This is a genomic window from Microcoleus sp. T3_B1, assembly GCF_036700445.1.
Lineage (GTDB): Bacteria > Cyanobacteriota > Cyanobacteriia > Cyanobacteriales > Microcoleaceae > Microcoleus.
Window position 1 is genome coordinate 64,314 of the sequence record NZ_JAUBOX010000008.1, and the last position, 22,347, is coordinate 86,660.

Consider the following 22,347-nt stretch of genomic DNA (forward strand, 5'->3'; position numbering starts at 1 on the left):
GGCGATCGGCTTTTATCTGCTTGTCGGTAGAGGATTTCGCGCAGTTATTATAATAATATTATTGTTCAGTGGGAGTGCAGGGGAATTTCCTATTTTCCACAGAGGGGAAAAACCAAATATCTTTATTCTCCACTTTGTTGTCTCAACAGGGGAATTATCTAGAAGGTGGATGCAATTTTTATTTTTGAGTTGTCAACTGTTGATGAAGTTGCAGTAGCTTTTTCACCCTGAAATATTGCAGAAATTATGAGTATAAGAACCGCTGTATTGATAGAGCAATCGGGGGTAATTCCCTATCGCATTCAAGACGGACAAATTGAAGTAATGCTGATTACTTCTTCGGCTAGCAAGCGCTGGGTGATTCCCAAAGGATTAATTGAACCTGACATGACTCCCCAAGATTCCGCCGCCAAGGAAGCTTGGGAAGAAGCAGGTTTGTTGGGTAAAGTGTTCCCGGATTTGCTAGGAACTTACGAGTATCAAAAGTCCGGCTGTACTTGGCTGGTAGGAGTATTTTTAATGGAAGTGCAAGCAGTTCTGGAAATTTGGCCCGAAGCTACCAAGAGAAAGCGGCAGTGGGTAAGTATTCCTAAAGCAATTAAGCGGGTTAATGAACCGGAACTCAAACTCATTTTAGCCGATTTGCCTAATAGGTTCTGGTGAACAATACCCAGATATCCGACTTATTCACAAAGTCGGGTATCTAAGACTTCTCGACAAGCTGGAATCGGAAGTGCAGTCAAAGTTCAGCAATGTTAAGATTAAAATGTGCGCGATTCCAGGAGTCACTTACCAGGATTTAAGTCGCCAGACAAGATTCCGCTATACGTTTCTCAAGTGGCTTGGCTCATAAGACCCGATCGCGATCGAGTTCAAAAGGAGAGAAACTCATGTTTGACTACAAACTTGTTGGCAGTAAACTCCATGAAGTCATTAACTCATAATTTATGTTATAATTTAATTCTAGCTTCGTTTACCATAATAAATTGCCTTGGATTATAACTTTGATTGGAATCCAGCCAAAGAAAAGCAAAATATTCGCAAGCATCAATTAAATTTTCGTTTGGCATCAACTGTTTTCCGCGATCGTTCTCAATTAACAATATATGATGAAGAACACAGTCAATCGATTTTAGATTTTAGATTTTAGATTTTAGAGGCGACCCCACGGATAAATGCGGGGGCTTGAGGATTTTCGATTTTAGATTTTGGATTGATTCCACGGATAAATCACGTGGCGGGTACCACCTTTGAAATTCGTGGTCAAGATGAAGATAGATGGATTACCATAGGCTTAGATGAAACAGGAACTTTAAGGGTTGTCATCCATACCTTTGAACAAACCGATCGCACCTCCTGTATAATTCGGATAATTTCAGCCCGCAAAGCTAATTTGACTGAAACCCAAGCTTATCAAGAGAGGAAATTATGAAATCAGAGTATGACTTTTCTTCATCAGAGCAAGGCAAGTTTTACCATCCTGATGCTACGTTTCATTATCCCATTTATCTCGAACCAGATGTCGAGGAATTTGTGACTAAAATTGCTGAGCATAAAAAGATTGAGGTTCAAGTTTTGGTCAATGAATGGCTGAGAAATAACATTAAACTAATTCAAAGTATTGAGTAGGTGAGAAACCCGGTTCCTTTTCTCAAGTGGCTTGGCTCATAATGCCCGATCGCTATCGCTCCCAGAAGGAGATAGGATCATGTTTGACTATAAACTTGTAGAAAGTAAACTCCATGAAGTCAATCGATTTTAGATTTTAGATTTTAGATCTTAGAATTGAAGACTTGACCCCACGGATAAATACGTTCGGCAAGTTTCATCGGATACAGGTTTTTTATTTCCCAGGTCCTGAGTCTGCGAAGGAATGAATGCGGGGGCTTGTACCCTAGATGCTTTCGGTCATTAACATCGTGAAACCACAACTGTCAGACACTCAAATAGAATTTATGGTTTCAAATATTCAGGCGGGCGAGTGGAATCTGGCGTTAGAGACTTTGTGCGATATTCTCATTGAAGAAGAAATTCCCATAAATTTAAAGGTTTATGAACTTTGGCAAGAAGTGGGCAATATCTTGAACATGGAACGGGAAACTTGGGAGATGTTAAAAGTCCACGTAACTCTTTGAGAATAGAATATGTAGATGCGATCGCTGCAAATCCCAGAGAAATTGCAGCAACAAGTCCATAAGCCTGAATACAGATTAAGCGTTAGCTGAGAGGAAAGGAATACTTTCGGCTAAGTTATCCTTAACTTCTATTCCCTGTTTTCTCGCCCAAAACTGGCTTAAAAAGTGAATTTGCCGCAAGCCGACAACTAAATTTAAACCGGGTACAAAAATCCACCAAACTGTTAGCGGTTCTTTGATTCCTTCTTGGCGGTACAATTCGTTAACTGTGTTGTAAAGTTTGAACTGCACGATGTAAATCCAAGCAATACCCAGCAAGGAAAACCAACCAAACCATCCGGGAACGTCAGGGTCGAATATTCGCAAAGCTTGGGGGACGGCTACTCCTAAAACAAAAGGAAGCAAGCAAAGAGTTCCCGACCAACCGCTGCCGTTATAGCGACGCAATTCTTCTTGAATAATCCATTTGTACCATCCGTAATATAGCAGCAAGCTGACTGCCGACAGCAAAATTAGTCGCCACAAAGAGCGGGGTTTACCTAAAGGTTTGTCGGACATATTTAGATGTAAGATATGAATTGCTATCTTGATTATATTAACATTTGTTAATTATTGCAAAATCATTTCTCGAATCGATCGCGCTGTTGCAGGGGCCAGCAGAACACCGTTGCGATAGTGGCCGCTGGCGATGAGAACGCGATCGTTACCGGGAAGCGTCTCAATAATGGGGGCCGGCCGCCCTTCCGGCCGCGGGCGCAATCCTGACCATTTCCTGATGATTGAGGCGAATGCTAAGCCCGGATAAAGGGATGTCGCCCTCGCCATCACTTGCGCCAACATATCAGCATTCGCCTGAATTTCCCCGCCATTTTCGGAAAACTCCACCGTCGCCCCCACCCAAAATTCCTGATTTCCCACAGGGACAATGTGAACGTCATCGCAAGTAATTACCGGGCTAAAATCTGGGTTTCCTACAGGATTGGGCGTCAGCAAATGCAGCGCTTGTCCCAACACCGGGCGAATGTCAACCAACTGATTTAACGATGCAGTCACAGCAGCAGAACCCAAACCAGCCGCCACAATTAGTCGATCGAAATTTTCAGCAACAGGCAAGATGCCTGTTCCACAAGACTTATTGACAGCAATGGAAGATGCGAGTTGAATCTCAGACACCTGAGAATCCAACTCAGTAATGCCTTGAACTTCCACTCCAAACTCAAAATTAACTCCTTTGAGTTTAGCAGCCTCAACCAAAGCCAAAGTTAGCGCCGTCGGATCGACTTGTCGGTCTTGAGGCGAATAAATCGCAGCAATAATCTTATCATTTAAATAGAGATGAGGGCAGCGACATCGCACTCGTTCCCGATCCCAAAGTTCCAATTGCCAACCTTGAGATTGGCGAGTTGCTATCAACTTTTCCCACTTACTTAAATCCTCTCCCTCCGAACAAAGCATTAAAATTCCCTGTTTGTTAAAAGGAATTTTTCGCCCTGTAACTGCTTCCAATTCAGGAATCAAAGTTTCGTAGCGCTGAAGGCTGGTTTCCCTCAACTGCCAATTTCTGCCTTTAGTTTTGTGGCTGATAACTCCCATCAAAACACCGAGTGCAGCGCCAGTCGAACCTTGTGCCGGCGGCTGTTTGTCGAACACAGTAACTTTCAGTTCGGGAAATTGACTTAGTTCAAAGGCGATCGAAGCCCCAACAATACCGCAACCAATAATTGCAACACGAACCATTCAATTTTAGATTTTAGATTTTAGATTTTAGATTAACTGCTTCCTAGGTTTTGTCCATATAAACCTTTTTCGGACGGGCAAGATGCCCGCCCCACAAGAAAACTAATTCTTTCTTTGTGGAACAGGCATCTTGCCTGTTTTTGACAATGATACGCCCCACAAGAAAACTAATTCTTTCTTTGTGGAACAGGCATCTTGCCTGTTCTTGACAATGATACGCCCCACAAGAAAACTGATTCTTTCTTTGTGGAACAGGCATCTTGCCTGTTCTGGATGCCAGATGTGAGTTAAGGCTAGTTAAGCTTTAGGAATTAGCTGCAAGAAGGTATCGAAATCATTGACAGCTTTTTGATAGCTGGCCGTGACTTTTGCATAGTCAAGCTCTTTAGCAGCAAGGTCAATGTTAACCAAATCGGTAAACAAACTCTTAGTTAAATCAACAGCTTGCTGTTGAGAACTAGGCAACAAACTCCCAGAGACGGTTTTCATTACATTCCGCAAGTCGCCTAGAGGCCCGTGAATGTAAGTTCTGGTATCAACCCAATTCCGTTTTTGAATTAGGGTTCCCAGTTTATCCATGCGCGATCGCAACTCTGTCAGGGTAGGAACATAACGCTGAATTTGCTGGATCTGGGCTGCTGTGTAAGTCGTTGGAACTTTTGCTTCGACACTACTGCAACTAACCAGAAATGCCATCAAAAACGCCATCATCAAGGCAAAAATTGAACGGGGACGAGTCATGTCGATTTTAGATTTTAGATTTTAGATTTTAGATTGCTCGTTGCGAGCGGGCACAGGGCGGGTACGGGGTTGCTCGTGTTCGTTCCAAGGCTCTGCCTGGAAACGCAGATGCTTTGGCTCTGCTTCGCTGACCCAGCACCGAGAGTTATGTACAAAATATTATTTTACCTCCTGGCGGCGCAGAAAAGTTATCACAGCATCGCCAACTTTTTCTGACCAATGTTCTTGAGGATAATGCCCCGCTTGTTCCAGTGTGACTAACTCTGCATTTTGCAGGGAACCGACTAGCTTTTTAGCAGGTTCAACACTCAGCCAAGGGTCTGTCAAACCCCAGACAAATAAAGTTGGTCGAGTCCATGCTTTCAAGCCGGATTCAATTTCGGCCATTGACTGCGGCAATTGAATATTGCGGACTGTATTCATCAGCGATCGACCTGCATCCGAACTCTTCAAAAACGGGCGACGGTAAACATCTAAATCCTTGTCTGATATTGTCTGGCCGCTGCCACCTTCGAGAGTTCTGTCAACCAAAAGCGGGTCTTGCGTCATCATATCGCCAATAAAAGGCAGCCCCAACTGCTGCATTTTCCAAGGCAATTTTATATCTGCTGAAACTGGTGTATTGATGACAGCTAAACGCTCAATTTTATCTGGATTCCGCAAAGCGTATTGAATACCGGCTGAAGCTAAAAATCCTTGGACAACGAGGTAAAATCGGTCTAATTCTAGAGCTTGAATAAAGCCAGCGAGGGCGTCAACAAAAGCATCGGGAGTGTAGGCAAAGTCGCGCTTGTCTGGTTTTGTCGATCGCCCGTAACCCACCCAATCTGGGGCGATCGATCTAAATCCGCTTGCCGCCAAATCCGGCATCATTACAGTCCAGGTAAAACTCTGGGACGGCAAACCGTGCAGCAGCAGTACGGGCGGTTTACCAGTTTCGTTAACTGGATTTGTTTCCCGATAAAACCATTGCAGCGGGCCTACTTCAACTATTTTCTCATCAATTGACATTATTTTACTGGTTATTTATCAAACAATAAGGCGGGTATTCCCCGCCCTACTTACCTAATAGTTGGGTGTGCACATCCGCACCTTATACCAATTTTTTATGAGGCTCCGTAGAATCCGATCCCCCCTAGCCCCCCTTAATAAGGGGGGGACAAGATTCCGATCAAAGTCCCCCTTCTTAAGGGGGATTTAGGGGGATCGAGATATGTGCAACTTCACATTAAATTGGTATTACCCAACTAATTACAGCCGCGCTTAGAAATTCATTTCAGCAGCTTGAACTTTTTCGACCTGTTTCTTCTTGAGAACCAGCATAATTTGAGCCAGCATGGTCAAAGCCACGAAAGCCATCAATCCTTTAACGCGATCGGCACTTTGCAGCACAATCTCCACGTCTTTTTGACCGAAGCCGCCCACATTAGGATTATTCGTCAAAAGTTCGCCTGCTGCAACTGTTTGTCCTTCGGTAACAATCAGTTCTGGGCCTGCGGGAATCGTATCAACAACGGCTGCACCTTCGGCAGGTTGAATTGTCACTTGATAACCGCCATCTTCAGGTTGAGCAATCTTAGAAATGGTGCCAGCTACCGAAGCATTGTAAACAGTATTATTGCTCTTTTCGCCAGTAGGATAAACCTGACCGCGACCGCGGTTGCCTCCGACATAAATTTGGTATTTGCCGTAGTGAACCGACTTGTCAGTTTCCGGATTCGGCGACAAAACTGGGAATACCAATTCTTTGTACTGTTCTCCCGGCACCGGGCCCACTAAAAGAATATTTTCTTGGGTTTCGCTGTAAGGTTGGAAGTAAAGATCGCCGACTTTTTCCTTCATTTCTTCGGGAATTCTGTCAGCGGGAGCAATCTTGAAACCTTCGGGCAACATCACAACTGCGCCGATATTCAAGCCACCTTTGCTGCCGTCGCCGACAACTTGTTGCACGCTAGTATCGTAGGGAATCTTGACAATAGCTTCAAACACTGTGTCAGGCAAAACAGATTGCGGCACTTCCACTTCAGTCACTTTTGCACCGAGGTGACAGTTAGCGCAAACAATGCGGCCTGTTGCTTCGCGGGGAGTAGCGGGTGCTGTTTGCTGAGCCCAGAAAGGGTAAGCAAATGCTGCTTGGGGAAGTGCGATGTCGCTGGTGAGGAAAAATCCTGCTGCGGCGATCGCAATTAAGGCAGTTTTCGCGATCGTCCTGGCACTGCGGCGAAATATCGCAGATAAATTAGTTTGTGGCATTAGAGTATTCAATCTCAAAGGTCAGACAATTTTGGATTTTGGATTTTGGATTTTGGATTTTGGATTTTGGATTTTGGATTATTAGACTGGTTTAGGGATGCACTTATCTGTGGTTTTCACCATTCACCCCCTATCTAAAATCTCAAATCTAAAATCCAAAATAGTTTAAGACCACCAAGGTGCTTCGCCGGTGCGGAAATCAGTTTCTGTCCAAGTTGTAAAAGCGATCTTGTCATCTGCGACAGTGGCGTGGGCCAGGGCCAGAGACAAAGGCGCGGGGCCGCGCACCACTTTGCCCTCATTGTTGTATTGAGAACCGTGGCAAGGACAGATAAACTTGTTTTCGCTAACATTCCAAGGCACGACGCAACCCAAGTGAGTGCAGACTGCATTGATGCCGTAGTCGGCGATAGATAAGTCTTCTTTCACCACAACATAGGTGGGGTCGCCTTTGAGACCTTGGGCTAAGCTGCGATCGCCCGCAGGGTGCGAAGCCAAATATTCGCTAACGATGATGTCGTTACCCAAAGCATCTTTAGCTGTGACTCCGCCGCCAACTGCCCCACTCGACGGAGGAACAAAATATTGGACAACGGGATAGAGTGCGCCCAGTGCCACACCTGTGACTGTACCGAACGTCAGCAAATTCATAAATTGGCGACGCCCCATATCGGGAACATCGGGATTTCCAGCAGAAGATTGAGCCATGACCTGCCTTTACGGTTTTAAGTTACGTTTGTTTGTTAGCTGTTAGCGAACCTGTACGTGCAGAGGAAGGAGGATAATTGCCGTTAATCTGCTCGCACAAATTTTAGGCCGCGAAAATTCCTTTTAAGAATGCGCCTTCCAGCCTTTATTAGAGTATTATTACATTTTTTGAACTTTGTCTTTTATTGTTTAATGGATTAACTCAGGAGCAACCATGACGGGCAAGGATTTACACCAGCTACTGCTAGAAAAATGGGGAAAGTCTTACGATATCAGATTGCGGCGAACACGAGGCAAGATTTTTGTGCAAGTTATGTGGAAATATCTAGAACAGGCATCTTTTCCGATGACGGAGGCTGATTATTTCGAGCATTTGGATGCGGTGGCCAATTACCTCAACGGCTGGGGGAGCACAGAACAGGTGAGAGAATATATCGTAACTACTCGCGATCGCCCGCGCTTGGGTAAAGCTGTCAGCGTTCCCCTCGATTTGGGTGAAAGAGCCTCGGAGTGGTTGCTAGACGAGTTTTGAATCAGTCAGTCGATTTTAGATTTTAGATTTTAGATTTTAGATTGACTCCACAGCCGGGATCTGGGGGAGTTCCCTAAAGTTTTGTGTCGCGCCGCGGCTGGATTAGTTGAGCCCAAAGTCCCTAAAATCGATCGGCGAGCTTATCATACGACTTGCCGCGGGTGAGAAACTAAGCTGTGGCGCATCTAATTTGCACAGGTGTTTTGATTCAAAGTCTTGTGTGGCGGGCTTTGCTGCGCGCCGCCAACTGTGGGATTTAAATGCCGCAACAGTTTCTGGGGCTTTTTAGGGGCTTTTTTAATTTTGGGCGATCGTCCTTCATGCTTACCAAAATCATCCGAACCAATTTCTGTCAACAATTTCACATACAATGAGTGTCAGATATCTTGTGAAATTTAGGAGAATGTTGTAATGGGTGTTGCACTGGGAATGGTTGAAGTCTTAGGATTTCCCGCTGCAGTAGAAGTTGCGGACTCAATGGTGAAAGCAGCCCGTGTTACTTTAGTTCGCTATGAGAAAATAACCCGCGCCTACTGGACAATTATAGTGCGAGGAGATGTTTCTGAAGTGCAAGCAGCCGTTGCTGCTGGAATTGAATCAGTTAAAAAGGTCGATGGCGGAAAGTTGCTATCGTATCACATAATTGCTCGTCCCCACGAGAATCTGGATTACGTTTTGCCGATCGGCTACACTCCTGAAGTAGAACAGTTCCGAATGTAGTCAAAGTTTTGACAAAACTTTGGTGTTGAATTTTAAGTTTTAGTAATTATAGAGGCGCGGGCGATCGCACCTCTATATTTTTTGGGGCTAATTCATATCAAATCCGGTTGCATCGGATCGGCCCAGATCCCCCCTAGCCCCCCTTAAGAAGGGGGGGACAAGAGTCACATCAAAGTCAACCCCTACTCCCCTTCTTAAGGGGGATTTAGGGGGATCTGGACTCGAATAAAAGCGATATTCCTCATGGGTTTTAGGCGATTGTTGTCACCTATCGATCGATGCAGACCATACAATCAACCACTAATGAAATCACGGGCAGGAATGATAGAAGCACTCGAAACTCCCTTCAGAATCCCTATAGCGGTAGGGCTTCCAACCTGACGAATTTCCGTATCTAAACCATTATTAATCGACCCAAAAGTGATGTCTGCCAACGGAGCGCGAGAACGTACCAACAGTTTATCTTCACCTGGTTTGAAGTCAGCAATCGTATCTGTCCCCCAACCCTTCCAAAGCCTAAACTTGTCAGCCCCTCTGCCACCAACGAGATAGTCATCGCCACTGAAGCCAAACAATAAGTCGTCGCCGGCCCCGCCAATCAACGTTTCGCTGCCGTCTCCACCAAGGAGAGTATCGTTATACCTAGAACCTATCGCTACTTCGATGCCGGAGAGCGAGTCTATGCCGCCCTGCCCGTCGGAAGCCCGACCTAACCCAGACCCGTCGCCGACTGCCCCCAACTGGAGATAGACGCCAGTTCCTCCAAAACTGTAAGATACTGTGTCGATGCCATCCCCGCCATTGAGCAAGTCATTCCCAGCACGACCCGACAAAGAGTCATTACCGGCCCCGCCCAAGAGTGTTTCATTGCTACTCCCGCCAACTAGGGTGTCGTTGAAACTAGAACCTATAACGACTTCAATGCCAGAGAGTGAGTCTACACCGTTCTCTATTACGATCGGCGGGGGCGCCCCCCTGGATGCTATACCGCCGAATCCATCGAGAGCCCGACCTAACCCAGACCCGTCACCGATAGGCGCCAACTGTAGATTGATACCACTTCTGGCACTTATGTACGATACTGTGTCGATGCCATCCCCTCCATTGAGGAAGTCATTCCCAACCCCGCCATCGAGATAGTCATTACCCCTGCCGCCGTTGAGAGTGTCGTTGCCGTTGATGGCAGGGGTACCACCATAACCTAAGAGACCACTGCCATCAGACAGAGTGTCATCGCCATCGTCGCCATTGAGCAAATCGTTCTCGAAGCCGCCGTCGAGTTGATCGTTGCCAACTCCGCCATATAGAATGTCACTACCACGCCAACCGTAGAGCGTGTCATTTCCTTCTCCACCGTAGAGCGTGTCATCGTTACCAATTGTTAGCTGGTCTCTATTATTATTGCCAGTGTAGTCACCAAGCACATAATCATTGCCTGCTCCGCCGTCGAGCAAGTCATAAGCTCGGCCTCCTCCATAGAGACTGTCATTGCCAAGTCCACCAAGCAGAGTATTAACGTCGGAAGGATAATCTTGACTTCCACCATAGAGGAGGTCATCTTCACTTCCACCATCGAGACTATCACTGCCAAGATCACCATCGAGAGTGTCATTGCCAGCCAGACCATAGATGGTGTCATCGCTATCAATGAAAGGGCCAGCGCCGTATAAGTAGTCAGGGCCCGAAGTGCCAGGTATTGGTGCCATATATTTAATTTCCGATTGAGATTAAGAAACTGAAACCGTCAAAAAGGTAAAAATCTACAGTGTGGATTTTTCAAAATAACTTACTAAAAAATCCACCCAAAAAACCAACAATTCTCCTATCTTAGGCAGCCAGGAAACTCAAAAGATATAGCTAGACTTCAGTGAGCCAGGTTGACTCTATTGCTGAAATTTTACGTTCTTTTTCAGTAATTTCACTGTGTCGGTATGTTATCTCTAAAGCGAATACTAAGGATCGGCTCGTCCGAAATCTTGATGCAAACCTTAAAAATTTAATCATTAAAATAACTTATGATTGCCAGCGAGAGCACCTAAAAAATAGTGTGAATTTAGGCTAAAAACCTTAGCCCCAGACATGGCACACTAAACTTTGCTAATGCGAATTGGATTTCTTATTTGTAAAAGTTATTGAAAAATTGCTAAATCAGCAATGATGCTAATATAAAACAATCAACTTACTCACATATCTCAAAAGCTTAGCTTTACACAATCTTTATAAGCTGCCAGAGGTAAATACTCAATTCGCCCTCAAAATAACTGAAGCAATGTTTTTAAGATAAGTTGACAACAATCGCAATCTCGGCTAAAAATAGCAGACAATTTTAAAATTCAGATGTTCGGTAACTTTTACATTGTCTGCTATTCTTAATTCTCACCGCCCTAAAAGCTTCACCAAACCAACCCCGCCAAAATACAAGCTCAGCACCGCACCTCCTAAAAGACTTTGCGTTAAAGGGTCAGTAGAAGGCGTTAAAACCGCTCCCAAAACTGCCGCTCCCAAGACTACATACCGCCAGCCGGAGAGCATTTGGTTAGAAGAAACTATGCCCAAAACGCCGAGCAATACTTGGACGATCGGGATTTGAAAAGCTAAGCCGGTGCTGAACATTAACAGCAGCACAAATTTAAAGTATTTGTCGATCGACCACAACTGCTCTACAACATCCGCCCCATAGGTAACAAAGAAATTAAGCGCCGCCGGAATCAGAGCGATGTAAGCAAAGACTAACCCGCCCAAAAAGAGGAAACTCGAACCGAAAAACACCGGCCCCAGCAACCTGCGTTCTTTCCGAGTCAAACCGGGGAGAACAAACAGCGCTATCTGGTAAAAAATAAACGGACTGGCGATGAGCAAACCGCTGTATCCGGCTACTTCGATAGAAACAAAGAAATACTCGCCGGGAGCTAGTTGCAGAAATTTGACGGGCCCTGCCGGTACTTCTAGCAGTTGCACGATGGGTTTAACTGTGAAAAAGCAACCGATTACAGCGATTACTACTGCAATTAGCGAGTAAAAAAGTCGCTGCCGCAATTCTTCTAAATGGTCGAATAAAGACATTTCAACTTCGTCGGGAAGTTCGTCGAGAAATTCGTTTTCTAAGTTGCGAGAACCCATCGCACCGCCTGCGATTGGTGCAATGCTGTTTTCCGGGCTAATTACTTCGAGGTTGTTGTCGGAACCTTGTTCGGATGTCTCCAAGTTTGAGGGAGCAGTCATAGGAAATGGGTAATTGGTAAAGGGTAATTGGGAAGAGGGAATGGGTAATTGAAAATTGGTAATTGGAAATTGGAAATTGAGAATAGTTATTTCATAATTGCTCCGACTTCCTTCTTCATTCTTTATTCTGACTTCAGCAGCAGAAGGAACGATCGATAATTAATCCGTGTAGGGGTATCAAAATCCGTGTATTGCCTTCATTATTCAATGCCGATCGCAATTTTGCCGACAGCGCGGCCGGTTTCGCTGTAAACGTGGGCTGCTGCTACTTCTGCTAAGCTGTAAGTGCGATCGACAATCGGCTCAACTTTATCTGATTCTATTAACTCCCGCAAAGCCCCTAAATCGCTGGGGTTGGCATTGGCTAAAATAAATTTAGCTTTTTTGCCCGATATTAACCAGCTCGTTAACATCGGTGCGAGGTTGTCGAAACTCGGCAAAGTCGAGATATAAACTCCCTCTGGTTGCAGCACTTTTTCGCATTCAGCAAATGTTCTTGTCCCGACAGCATCCAAGATTATATCATATTTTTCGGGCTGTTGAGTAAAGTCAATTTCTGCGTAATCCAGAACAAAATCCGCTCCCAAACTCTTGACAAATTCTCTATTTTTAGCGCTGCAAACTCCCGTTACTTCCGCGTTCATTGCTTTCGCAACTTGCACGGCAAAAGTGCCGACTCCGCCGGAAGCGCCGTTAATCAATACTTTGTTTCCTGCTTGGATTTGGCCCAAATCCCTGAGCGATTGCAAAGCAGTTAAACCTGCGATCGGTACTCCTGCTGCTTCTGCATGAGTGATGTTTTTCGGTTTAAAGGCGGCATCCGATTCTGGCACGATCGCGTATTCGGCACAAGCACCCCCACTGATGGGATTTAAGAAAGTATAAACTTCATCTCCGGGTTGAAATTTGGTGACTTCCCTGCCGACTTCCACGACAACTCCAGAGATGTCAGAACCGACTATTCGAGGAAAGTTAAATCCTGTTAATAGTTGCAGGTGTCCTTGTCGGATTTTCCAGTCTACGGGATTGACGCTGCTAGCGCGAACTCGCACTAACAATTCGTTGGATTTGGCGATCGGCTTTTCCAACTCTCGGTACTGCAATTCCTCGGCTGAACCGTAGCGATCGAACGCAACTGCTTTCATGGCAAATTTTCCGGTTTATTTCCAATAGAACACTCAATCCTTTACAATTACAGCACATTCGATCTAAATGTGACACAGGAAATTGAGCTAGCCTTGTAGCAGCGGGCGATCGACTCTGGGAGACCTCCAGACAATGGGCAGGCGTGAGGCAATGGGTTCGCTGGCAAGCGTGCGATGGCTAGCGATTAAAATTAATAGGCACGGGGCGCGCGATCCCATAACCCTGAGCATAATCTACTCCAATCTCCCGCAATTTTTCTAAAATAGTCTCGTCTTCGACAAACTCAGCTATAGTTTCAAGATTCATCGCATGGGCAATACCATTAAACCCTTCAACGAGCGCTTGAGAAATCAAATTATGACTAATATTTTTGACAAAAGCACCATCAATTTTTAGATAATCAACTGGTAAATTTATCAGATACGCAAAGGAACTCAACCCACTGCCAAAATCATCTAAAGCAAAGCAACAGCCAATCTTTTTGAGTTCGCCCATGAAATATCTGGCTTGTTCAAAGTTTGCAATGGCTGCCGTTTCCGTGATTTCAAAACCAATGGTTTGTGGGGGGACTTGGTAGCGAGAAAATTGTTCGATTAAAAACCTCATAAACTGATTGTTACTGATGCTAGCGCCAGATAGATTGATCGTATACAAGCCTTGACTAAGAGCATCTTTCTCAGGCAATTTGTGATAGTTCGAGAAAAACTTTTCGATGACCCAACAATCGATTTCTGTTATCAACCCGTAACGCTCGGCGGCGGGAATAAACTGAGCAGGAGATACTATTTTTCCATTTTCGTCCAGCATTCTGAGCAAAATCTCATAATGCTCTACTAATGGTTTAGAGGTAATAGAGACAATCTTTTGGTAGTAGAGACAAAAACGATTGGTTTCCAGCGCTCGGCTGATTTGGGCAATCAACTGCCTCTGACCACGTTGTTTAATTAGTTCACTATCATCTAGACTATAAATATGAACACAGTTGCGGCCTCTGGCTTTGGCGGCATAACAAGCTGCATCAGCCGCTCCCAGAAGCTCCATCAAATTTTGGCTGGTTTGGTCAATAGCAACAACTCCAATGCTGACTCCGATGATAAAGGTTTTGCCATTCCAAATAAACCGAAACTGATGCACTATGTCTTTGAGGTTTTCGGCAATCTGGGTTGCTTGAGAGAGCGAACATTGAGTGAGCAAAATACCAAATTCATCACCTCCCAAGCGAGCCAGCATATCATTAGCACGGACTCCCTTTTGAATAAGTGCTGTGATTTGGCGCAGTAGCTCATCGCCAGCAATATGACCTACGGTATCGTTAACGACTTTAAACTGATCTAAATCTAAATAACAGAGAGCGTGCTGCTGATTGCTATCTTTAACAGAGGCGAGCGCCTCCACTAGCTGCTGCTCAAATTTTCGACGGTTGATTAACCCCGTCAGGGCATCGTGATTTTCTTCCCAAGAGAGTTGACGGGTGAGATAGCGCGATTCAGTAACATCATGAAAGACCATGACTGCCCCGATAATTTGACCTTCGCGGTCTCGAATCGGTGCTGCCGAGTCAGCAATGGGATACTCGGTTCCATCATGGGAAATCAGAATAGTATTGTTAGCTAAGGTCACAATTCGCTCCTCTAATAGAGCCTTGTTTATAGGATTCTCTACTGGCTCTCGCGTTACTTGCTCGACAATTAGGAATACCGTAGAGAAAGGAACTCCTTGAACCTCATGATTTTTCCAGCCTGTCAGTTGCTCAGCTATAGGATTGAAATATCTCACATTACCTTGGGCATCAGTAGTAATGACCGCATCGCCAATGGATTGCAGTGTCACTTGAGCCAATTCCTTTTCGGCAAAGAGAGACTCTTCGAGACGTTGCCGTTCTTCAATTTCTCTCAAGAGACGTAAATTCTGCTTTTGGAGTTTTTGTTGCAGCCTTCCGATAGTTAGGTGGGTTTCGACACGAGCTAATACTTCTTCGACTTGAAATGGCTTAGCAATATAATCTACCCCTCCCGCAGCCAGCCCTTGCACCTTATTAAAAGTTTCATTTAGCGCACTCAAAAAAATTATTGGAATGTCGGCGGTGCGCTCATCAGATTTTAATTTTCGGCAAACTTCATAGCCATCCTGATCGGGCAACTTAATATCTAGTAAGATTAACTCCGTCGATGGCAATTGGGCGGCTCTCAGCGCCATTGCACCTGTCGTGGCACTGCGAACTTTATAACCATGTGCACTCAAAGTATCCCTGAGCAGACGCAGGTTATCAGGCAGATCGTCAACAATTAAAATATTGCCTCGGTAGTTTGTAGCTCGATCGCTAACCCTATCGCTAGTTCTATGGAGAATCATACTCATTTCCCTAGTTTCCTGCTAGAGGAATATAAACCTATGCACAAATAGTATAGTTTAATTATTCGGTTAAAAAAGTTAGTTTACCCACAAAGAAGTCCTGCGCTCCCGGAGATATGGGGCTGGCAAGGGGGCGCAACCATACAAAATCTGAATAGTTCGGCTAGGGGCAGTCCCCTCGTGGTCGCCCTTCTTCGCTTCGCCTAACATTAGAAGAACATTGTTTCAAGCCAAGCAGGCGATTTATGAACAAGCGGATTTCTCAAATGGCAAGTCTAGCCGTCATTGCGATCGGATGTCTCGTGCTGCTGGGTTGGCAATTTGACATCTCCCTACTCAAAAGTGGTTTTCCCGGTATGACTGCGACCATGAAAGCAAACACGGCAATTTGCTTTTTGCTGGCTGGAGGGTCTTTGAGATTGTTGCAGTACCAAAGAACCCGACTGCACGATCGCATCGCTCAAGGGATGGCAGGATTGATAATCATCATGGGTATGCTGACGCTGAGCCAGTATATTTTTGGTTGGAAGCTGGGTACTGATCAGTGGCTTTTCCGAGATTTTGTGTCTGCCGCGACTCCTGATCCGGGAAGAATGGGAGTAAATACCGCCCTAAATTTTGTGCTGATGGGACTAGCACTGTTACTGTTAGGGCAAAATTCCCAACGGGATACTTGGTTGGCTCAGATTTTTAGTAGTGTTGCAGCTTTAATTTCTCTACTAGCTTTATTTGCACACCTATTCCATGTCGATATTCTTGAACGGTTGGTCACAATTACGACGATTCAACCCCTAAACACGATCGCCACCTTTTTCATCCTCTATGGAGGAATTTTATTCCTCCGCCCCAAGGAAGGATTAATGCAAGTAGTAACCAGTCCCCTAGTTGGCGGAGTAATGGTTCGGTGGTTGCTGCCTTGGGCGACGATCTTTCCCGTGACAGTGAACTGGTTCACTCTTCAGGGACAAAAGTTAGGCTGGTATAACGCTAATTTTGGCTATACATTGCGTTCAACTGTTATGGTTTTCACGTTCTCACTTCTCATTTTGGGGACGGCTCGCTTTTTGAACCAGATAGATTATAAGCGCCAACAAGCCGAAAAAGAAATTAAAAAACTTAACGAAAATTTAGAAATTCTTGTGGTTGAACGAACAGATGCTTTACAAAAATCGCAGGCTCGTTTTGCAGGAATTCTAGAAATCGCCAATGATGCAATTATTTCAGTCGATCGCACTCAACGCATTACCCTGTTTAATCAAGGGGCAGAAAAGATGTTTGGCTATAAAATTGAGGATATTTTAGGGGAGCCACTGAATTTACTGCTGCCAGAACAGTTTAGAGATGCACATCCGCAGCATATCAAACAATTTTCACAGTCTTCTACCAGAGCGCGAAGGATGGGAGAACGAGGCGAGATTTTGGGTCGTCGTCAAGATGGAACGCAGTTTTCGGCTGAAGCCTCTATTTCTAAGCTGGAAATGGGAGACGAAACGGTATTTACTGTGATTTTGCGCGATATTAGCGATCGCAAACAAATTGAGATGGCTTTACGAAACAGTGAAGAGCAGTTTCGCCATGCGTTTGAAGATGCCTCTATCGGGATGGCGATCGTTTCACTTGATGGGTACTGGATTAAAGTCAATCCTGCCTTATGTCAGATTCTTGGCTACTCCTCAGAAGAGTTGTTAGCGTTAACTTTCCAAGACATCACCCATCCTGACGATTTAGACGGCGATCTTAGTTATGCACATCAACTATTAGCAGGAAGAATTTCAACTTACCAACTGGAAAAACGGTATTTCCATAAAGAAGGACACATTATTTGGATTATTCTTAATGGATCGCTAGTACAAGATGGACAGGGAAATCCACTGCATTTTATTTCTCAAATACAAGAAATTACGGCTCGAAAAGAAGCTCAAAAGACCCTAGAACTTCAAAGCGTTATTATGAATAACATGGCAGGAGGAGTGTGTTTAATCAAAGCCTCAGACCTCATGATCGTCTACACCAACCCTACCTTTGACGCTATGTTTGGCTACACAGAGGACGAACTCGCAGGTCAACCCCTTGGTATTTTGAATTATGTCGATACAAAGGTTACACCAGATGTAGCCGTTCTAGATATCGTCACTCAAATTGAACAGACCGGGGAAGCGAAATATGAAGTCCAGAATAGAAAGAAAGATGGAACTCTCTTTTGGTGCAGAGTTCATACATCCATGTTTGAGCATCCTGAATACGGAACTGTATATGTTGCTGTTCAGGAAGACGCAACAGAGCTAAAACTGGCTGAGCAAGCCTTGCAAGCTACCACAAATCGCCTCAACTTTCTTCTCAACTATAGCCCCGTGGTCATTTTTAGCAGTAAAGCTGCTGGCGATTATGGAGCAACGTTCATCAGCGAAAATATCAAAGATATATTGGGCTACGAAAGCAGCGAGTTTTTAGAAGATTCTAAATTTTGGGTGAATCACTTACACCCCGATGATGTAAAACCGGTGCTTAATGGCTTAGCAAATCTATTCCTTAATGATTTTTACTTCCACGAATACCGTTTTCGTCGCTCCGATGGGGTTTATCGCTGGATGCTCAGTCAGCTTAAACTAATTCGAGATAATTCAGGTACAGCCGTAGAAATTTTGGGATATTTAATTGACATTAGCGATCGTAAACAAGCGGAGTTGGAATTTCATCAGGCAAATGAAGCAAACCAAGCCAAGACAGTCTTCCTCGCCAATATGAGCCACGAACTCCGCACCCCCCTCAACTCAATTTTGGGATTCACGCAATTGATGAGCTATGAGAGCAATCTGACTCGTTCTCTCCAAGAACGTTTAGAGATTGTCAATCGTAGCGGTAAACATTTATTGGATTTGATTAACGATATTTTAGATTTATCCAAAATAGAGAGCGGACGGATGACTCTCAATCCTTCTGAGTTTGATTTGACAAGTTTGCTGACTTCTATCGAAGAAATGTTCCAAGTTAAAGTCCAATCTAAAGTAGTGCAGCTAATTGTCGAGCGAGATCCCGACATTCCTCAATTTGTGCATAGTGACGAGAAAAAACTCTATCAAGTATTGGTCAATCTGCTCGGTAATGCGATTAAGTTTACCAATCACGGAAGCGTCACCCTACGGGTAAGAGCAACACAAAGAGACAAAACATCCTGTCACCTATGTTTTGAAGTTGAGGATACAGGCGTGGGAATTTCGCCCACAGAAATTGATAAATTATTTAAGGTTTTCGTGCAAACCCAAGCTGGAAATAATTTGAGTCAAGGCACGGGCCTTGGTTTAGCCATCAGTCAAAAACTCGTCAAACTTATGGGCGGTCAGATTCAGGTTAAAAGCACTTTGCACCGAGGTAGCACTTTTTCCTTTGAGATTGGTGTACAGTTACCTCAATCAGCATCCTTACCCCCAGAATCAATTAATCAAAGAGTAATTGGTTTAGCTCCCGGACAACCGACTTACCGCATTCTTATTGTTGAAGATTTAGAAGAAAATCGTCGCTTGTTAGTCGAGATCCTGACCTCGGTTGGTTTTGAGGTGAGAGAAGCAAAACAGGGAGTGGAGGCACTCTCACTGTGGGAGAGTTGGCTGCCACACCTGATTCTGATGGATCTGCGAATGCCGATCGTCGATGGCTACACAGCTACTAAATATATTAGAGAACGCCCTCAGAGCCAACAAACTGTCATTATTGCTTTAACTGCCAGTGTTTTGGAAGAAGATCGAGAGAAAGTTCTTAGGGCTGGCTGCAACGACTTTATAAGCAAGCCATTTCAGCAGAGAGAACTTTTTGATAAACTCGCTAAATATTTGGGAGTACAATATATCTACGAAGTCGTAGAACAAACTCCACAAAAACCATTAGTTGAAACGGTGTCTGTAGAAGATATATCCATGATGCCCCCCCAGTGGTTAGAACAAATGTATCAAGCCGCTTACTATCTCGATACCGAAGTTATGAACGAATTGATCGTACAAATTCCAGAATCGAAAGCAAGTTTGTCCACAGCCCTAACCGATTATATCAATAATTTTAATTCCGATCGAATTATGGAGCTGATTCGACCTTTGCTGCCGAATCCACTGTAGTTATCGAGTTTAATGACAAAGAAGGTATAGTGCTGTAAGCAGTGGCTATATTTCTAATAGAAACCAACAGAGGAAAGGATTTGGAAGTTTTTGGAGATGTGTGTGGCAGATATCTATCAGCATAAGGAAATGGCATACACATTAGATGGGATGTGCTGTATCATAGAGCAATTATATTTCGTGTGTGAAGGGGATTTATTTTTTTATTAACCGCAGAGGGCGCAGAGGTCAATCGATTTTAGATTTTAGATTTTAGATTTTAGATTGACCCCACGGATAAATGCGGGGGCTTGAGGATTTTAGATTTTAGATTTTGGATTGATTCCACGGATAAATCACGTGGCGGGTACCATCAAGAAATTCTTGGTCACAGAGAAAGAGAAAAGAGAGACATGAATGATTGATTTAACCGGAAAGGTAATTTTAGTAACTGGTGGCTCGAAAGGGATTGGTGCAGTGACGGTGCGGACTCTGGTTAATGCTGGGGCCGAGGTGATTTTGCATTACTTTCGCAGTCAGGAAGAAGCTGAAGCGGTGGCAGCAAGTGTTGCGCGCGATCGCTGTTATTTATTGGCAGCAGATTTGATGGTGGAAAACGCGGCTTCGACTTTGTGGCGAGATGCTTTAAAATGGCGGGGCCATATTGATATTTTAGTTAATAATGCGGGGATTATGCAGTCAGCGGGTATAGAGGACGAGTTCGATATTTGGTCTTCAGCTTGGCAGCAAACTCTACAAGTGAATTTAATTGCCGTTGCCGATTTGTGCCGGGAATCTATTCTGCATTTTCAAAGTCGCAGGGGCGGTACAATTATTAATATAGCAAGTCGCGCTGCTTTTCGTGGGGATGACCCCAATTATCTGCACTACGCCGCTTCTAAAGGTGCTATTGTTGCTTTAACTCGCAGTATTGCTAGAGGGTTTGCGGCTGATAATATTTTGGCTTTTACAGTTGCACCGGGATTTGTTAGTACAGAAATGTCTAATCAGTTTATTCAGGAGTTCGGTGAATCTGATATTATTCGCGATATCCCGATCGGCAAAATCGCTCCTCCTCAAGATGTTGCTAATGTTATCGCGTTTTTAGCATCCGGTTTGGCTACGCACGCTACCGGGACTACGATCGACATTAATGGAGCCTCATACGTGCATTGAGACAATTACTGTAAAATACCTCTCAAGGCTCACGCTGACAGCTTTTAAAACCAAGTAATTTATCACTTTAGCAAGACGCTAAAAACATCATAAATCATTTATGGTTAGATAAAAAGATAGTCTGAGGAAATTTGATTATGACAACCGATAATGGTAGCAACACAAAACGAGTTGCCATACTCATTGAAAATGGAGTTGAAGATTCGGAATTTTTAGTTCCTTACAACGCCTTAAAACAAGCAAATTTTGATGTAGTTGTCCTCGGTTCGCGGACAAATGAAAAGTATGCAGGAAAACAAGGAAAAGTTGCCCAGCAGGCTGACGGAACTACCACTGAAGCAGTCCCCGCAGAATTCGATGCAGTGATAATTCCCGGCGGGATGGCTCCCGATACAATGCGGACTAACCCCAATACAGTACGTTTTGTACGAGAAGCATTTGAGCAAGGGAAAATTGTCGCTGCTGTTTGCCACGGCCCGCAAGTTTTGATTGAAGCCGACTTGCTGAAAGGCAAAAATGCCACAGGTTTCTTGGCAATTAAAACAGACATGATTAATGCCGGAGCTAACTACATCAACGAAGCTTTAGTAGTTGACGGTAACTTGATCACTTCCCGCCAACCTGGAGATTTAGCAATATTTACCACCGCAATTATGGCTCGCCTCGGTTACGGCGGAAAAGCAGTCGGTTTGCCAGAAGAAACTGACAAAAATGCAGAATGGTGGAAATTAGCTAATGGTTGGGGAGGTTCGACACAAGGCGACATTGTTAAAGCTTTGAATACCGCCCTCGCAGGGGAACGCTATGCTTGCGAAGCCTTTGAACATTATGCGGAAAAAACCCAAGACAGCGATTTGCGATCGCTCTTGAGAGAAATGATTCAAAATAAACAGAACCACATCCTCGCTATCGAAAAACGCCTCAACGATTTCGGGGAAAAACCCTCAATTCCTGCCCAAATTGCTGACAAATACGCTAAATTAAAAGCTTCGATGCAAGGAAGCGATGAAACGTTTTTGCTGCGGAGCACTCTCGGTGATTTGCAAACCGGTGTTGTCGATATCAACAACCTGCGGGTGAAGTTAACAGATCCCGTATCAACGGCGATTTTGACAGAGATAGAATCGGATTTGTCTAAGTGTGAACAAGTCGTTGCTAAACTCTTCCGCGCCCGTGCAGCTTCCCAGGAAATTAAGTCGCCTAAACCTTCGACTAGCCCCGCTGTAAAAATGTAATCAGCAAGGGGATAAATAAGTTTGTAGTTTGGTTGAGATGTGAAAACCAGTACCAATATCGCAACTACAAACTTCCTCTGCAATCCTACAATATACGCCTTTGCGGTAAAATAAAACCCAACACTAAAAAGCAGATATTCAACTAACTGCAAGGTGGAGGGTTTTATTTTGGTTTCAGCGGGAAACGGCGAGTTTGAAGGAAGCTTGCGGCATCCGATGGCGGTAAAAGCCCCTGGATTCATCCGTGCAGAAAAAAAATATAGTATCCGATAACCAGCCCCCGGATACATCCGTAAAGTTGCTTT

21 protein-coding genes are annotated in these 22,347 nt (G+C 44.5%); 10 read left to right on the top strand and 11 right to left on the bottom strand.

From position 1 onward, the window contains the following. Positions 1-246 precede the first annotated feature (246 nt). The 5 genes from QT990_RS07120 to QT990_RS07135 all read left to right on the top strand — a co-directional run bounded on the left by QT990_RS07120 (position 247) and on the right by QT990_RS07135 (position 2,135). A complete protein-coding gene (locus tag QT990_RS07120; RefSeq protein WP_333144458.1) occupies positions 247-663 on the top strand; it encodes an NUDIX hydrolase in 417 nt (138 codons plus the stop codon). Between the two features lie 400 nt (positions 664-1,063). Then, positions 1,064-1,150 (top strand): hypothetical protein, encoded by an 87-nt coding sequence (locus tag QT990_RS35785; RefSeq protein ID WP_445252067.1) that lies wholly within the window; start codon positions 1,064-1,066, stop codon positions 1,148-1,150. A gap of 84 nt (positions 1,151-1,234) precedes the next feature. Continuing rightward, the gene (locus tag QT990_RS07125) at positions 1,235-1,432 is read left to right on the top strand and encodes a BrnT family toxin (RefSeq protein ID WP_333144456.1); all 198 of its coding nucleotides are present in this window, start codon (positions 1,235-1,237) and stop codon (positions 1,430-1,432) included. Further along, entirely contained in the window at positions 1,429-1,629 is a 201-nt protein-coding gene (locus tag QT990_RS07130; RefSeq protein ID WP_333144455.1) for a hypothetical protein, read from the top strand. Before QT990_RS07125 ends, QT990_RS07130 begins: the two co-directional genes overlap by 4 nt. Positions 1,630-1,898: 269 nt before the next feature. Beyond that, complete coding sequence (locus tag QT990_RS07135) at positions 1,899-2,135, top strand: MafI family immunity protein (protein WP_333238746.1); 237 nt, start codon at positions 1,899-1,901, stop codon at positions 2,133-2,135. Positions 2,136-2,210: 75 nt separating this feature from the next. Here the strand turns inward: QT990_RS07135 and QT990_RS07140 are convergent, their stop codons facing one another. From QT990_RS07140 to petC, 7 genes are all read right to left on the bottom strand, one after another. Next, positions 2,211-2,693 carry a hypothetical protein gene (locus QT990_RS07140; RefSeq protein ID WP_333144453.1) on the bottom strand — a complete coding sequence of 161 codons (483 nt, stop codon included), beginning with the start codon at positions 2,691-2,693 and terminating at the stop codon, positions 2,211-2,213. 51 nt (positions 2,694-2,744) lie between these two features. Then, entirely contained in the window at positions 2,745-3,872 is a 1,128-nt protein-coding gene (locus tag QT990_RS07145; RefSeq protein ID WP_333144452.1) for an FAD-dependent oxidoreductase, read from the bottom strand. A gap of 43 nt (positions 3,873-3,915) precedes the next feature. Beyond that, positions 3,916-4,131 (bottom strand): hypothetical protein, encoded by a 216-nt coding sequence (locus tag QT990_RS07150; protein ID WP_333465071.1) that lies wholly within the window; start codon positions 4,129-4,131, stop codon positions 3,916-3,918. Between the two features lie 38 nt (positions 4,132-4,169). After that, positions 4,170-4,613 (bottom strand): photosystem II protein PsbQ, encoded by a 444-nt coding sequence (psbQ, locus tag QT990_RS07155; protein ID WP_333144450.1) that lies wholly within the window; start codon positions 4,611-4,613, stop codon positions 4,170-4,172. 159 nt (positions 4,614-4,772) lie between these two features. Further along, complete coding sequence (locus QT990_RS07160; RefSeq protein ID WP_333465072.1) at positions 4,773-5,624, bottom strand: alpha/beta fold hydrolase; 852 nt, start codon at positions 5,622-5,624, stop codon at positions 4,773-4,775. A 252-nt stretch (positions 5,625-5,876) separates the two neighbouring features. Continuing rightward, on the bottom strand, positions 5,877-6,866 hold the full coding sequence (gene petA / locus QT990_RS07165; RefSeq protein WP_333144448.1) for a cytochrome f: 990 nt from the start codon (positions 6,864-6,866) through the stop codon (positions 5,877-5,879). 165 nt (positions 6,867-7,031) lie between these two features. Continuing rightward, positions 7,032-7,574: a cytochrome b6-f complex iron-sulfur subunit gene (gene petC, locus QT990_RS07170; RefSeq protein WP_333062057.1), complete on the bottom strand. Its 543-nt coding sequence runs from the start codon at positions 7,572-7,574 to the stop codon at positions 7,032-7,034. A 214-nt stretch (positions 7,575-7,788) separates the two neighbouring features. Between petC and QT990_RS07175 the strand changes: the two genes are divergently transcribed. Together QT990_RS07175 and QT990_RS07180 are read left to right on the top strand one after the other, a co-directional pair. After that, on the top strand, positions 7,789-8,106 hold the full coding sequence (locus tag QT990_RS07175) for a DUF3067 family protein (protein ID WP_190661639.1): 318 nt from the start codon (positions 7,789-7,791) through the stop codon (positions 8,104-8,106). Between the two features lie 411 nt (positions 8,107-8,517). Further along, a complete protein-coding gene (locus tag QT990_RS07180; protein ID WP_006631236.1) occupies positions 8,518-8,826 on the top strand; it encodes a carbon dioxide-concentrating mechanism protein CcmK in 309 nt (102 codons plus the stop codon). Between the two features lie 293 nt (positions 8,827-9,119). On the opposite strand, the gene QT990_RS07185 is transcribed toward QT990_RS07180, so the two are convergent. The 4 genes from QT990_RS07185 to QT990_RS07200 form a co-directional block, all read right to left on the bottom strand. Then, on the bottom strand, positions 9,120-10,532 hold the full coding sequence (locus tag QT990_RS07185; protein ID WP_333144446.1) for a calcium-binding protein: 1,413 nt from the start codon (positions 10,530-10,532) through the stop codon (positions 9,120-9,122). Positions 10,533-11,202: 670 nt separating this feature from the next. Continuing rightward, entirely contained in the window at positions 11,203-12,048 is an 846-nt protein-coding gene (tatC, locus tag QT990_RS07190; protein WP_333144445.1) for a twin-arginine translocase subunit TatC, read from the bottom strand. A gap of 200 nt (positions 12,049-12,248) precedes the next feature. Then, positions 12,249-13,193 (bottom strand): NAD(P)-dependent alcohol dehydrogenase, encoded by a 945-nt coding sequence (locus QT990_RS07195; protein WP_333144444.1) that lies wholly within the window; start codon positions 13,191-13,193, stop codon positions 12,249-12,251. Between the two features lie 178 nt (positions 13,194-13,371). Beyond that, complete coding sequence (locus QT990_RS07200) at positions 13,372-15,546, bottom strand: EAL domain-containing protein (protein WP_333465073.1); 2,175 nt, start codon at positions 15,544-15,546, stop codon at positions 13,372-13,374. Positions 15,547-15,791: 245 nt separating this feature from the next. Between QT990_RS07200 and QT990_RS07205 the strand changes: the two genes are divergently transcribed. The 3 genes from QT990_RS07205 (at position 15,792) to QT990_RS07215 (ending at position 22,042) form a co-directional block, all read left to right on the top strand. Beyond that, entirely contained in the window at positions 15,792-19,652 is a 3,861-nt protein-coding gene (locus QT990_RS07205) for a PAS domain S-box protein (protein ID WP_333465074.1), read from the top strand. A 396-nt stretch (positions 19,653-20,048) separates the two neighbouring features. Beyond that, positions 20,049-20,807, top strand: coding sequence for an SDR family oxidoreductase (locus QT990_RS07210; RefSeq protein WP_333465075.1), 759 nt, complete (start codon positions 20,049-20,051; stop codon positions 20,805-20,807). Positions 20,808-20,944: 137 nt separating this feature from the next. Next, positions 20,945-22,042, top strand: a complete 1,098-nt coding sequence (locus QT990_RS07215; RefSeq protein WP_333310403.1) for a DJ-1/PfpI/YhbO family deglycase/protease — start codon at positions 20,945-20,947, stop codon at positions 22,040-22,042. Positions 22,043-22,347 lie beyond the last annotated feature (305 nt).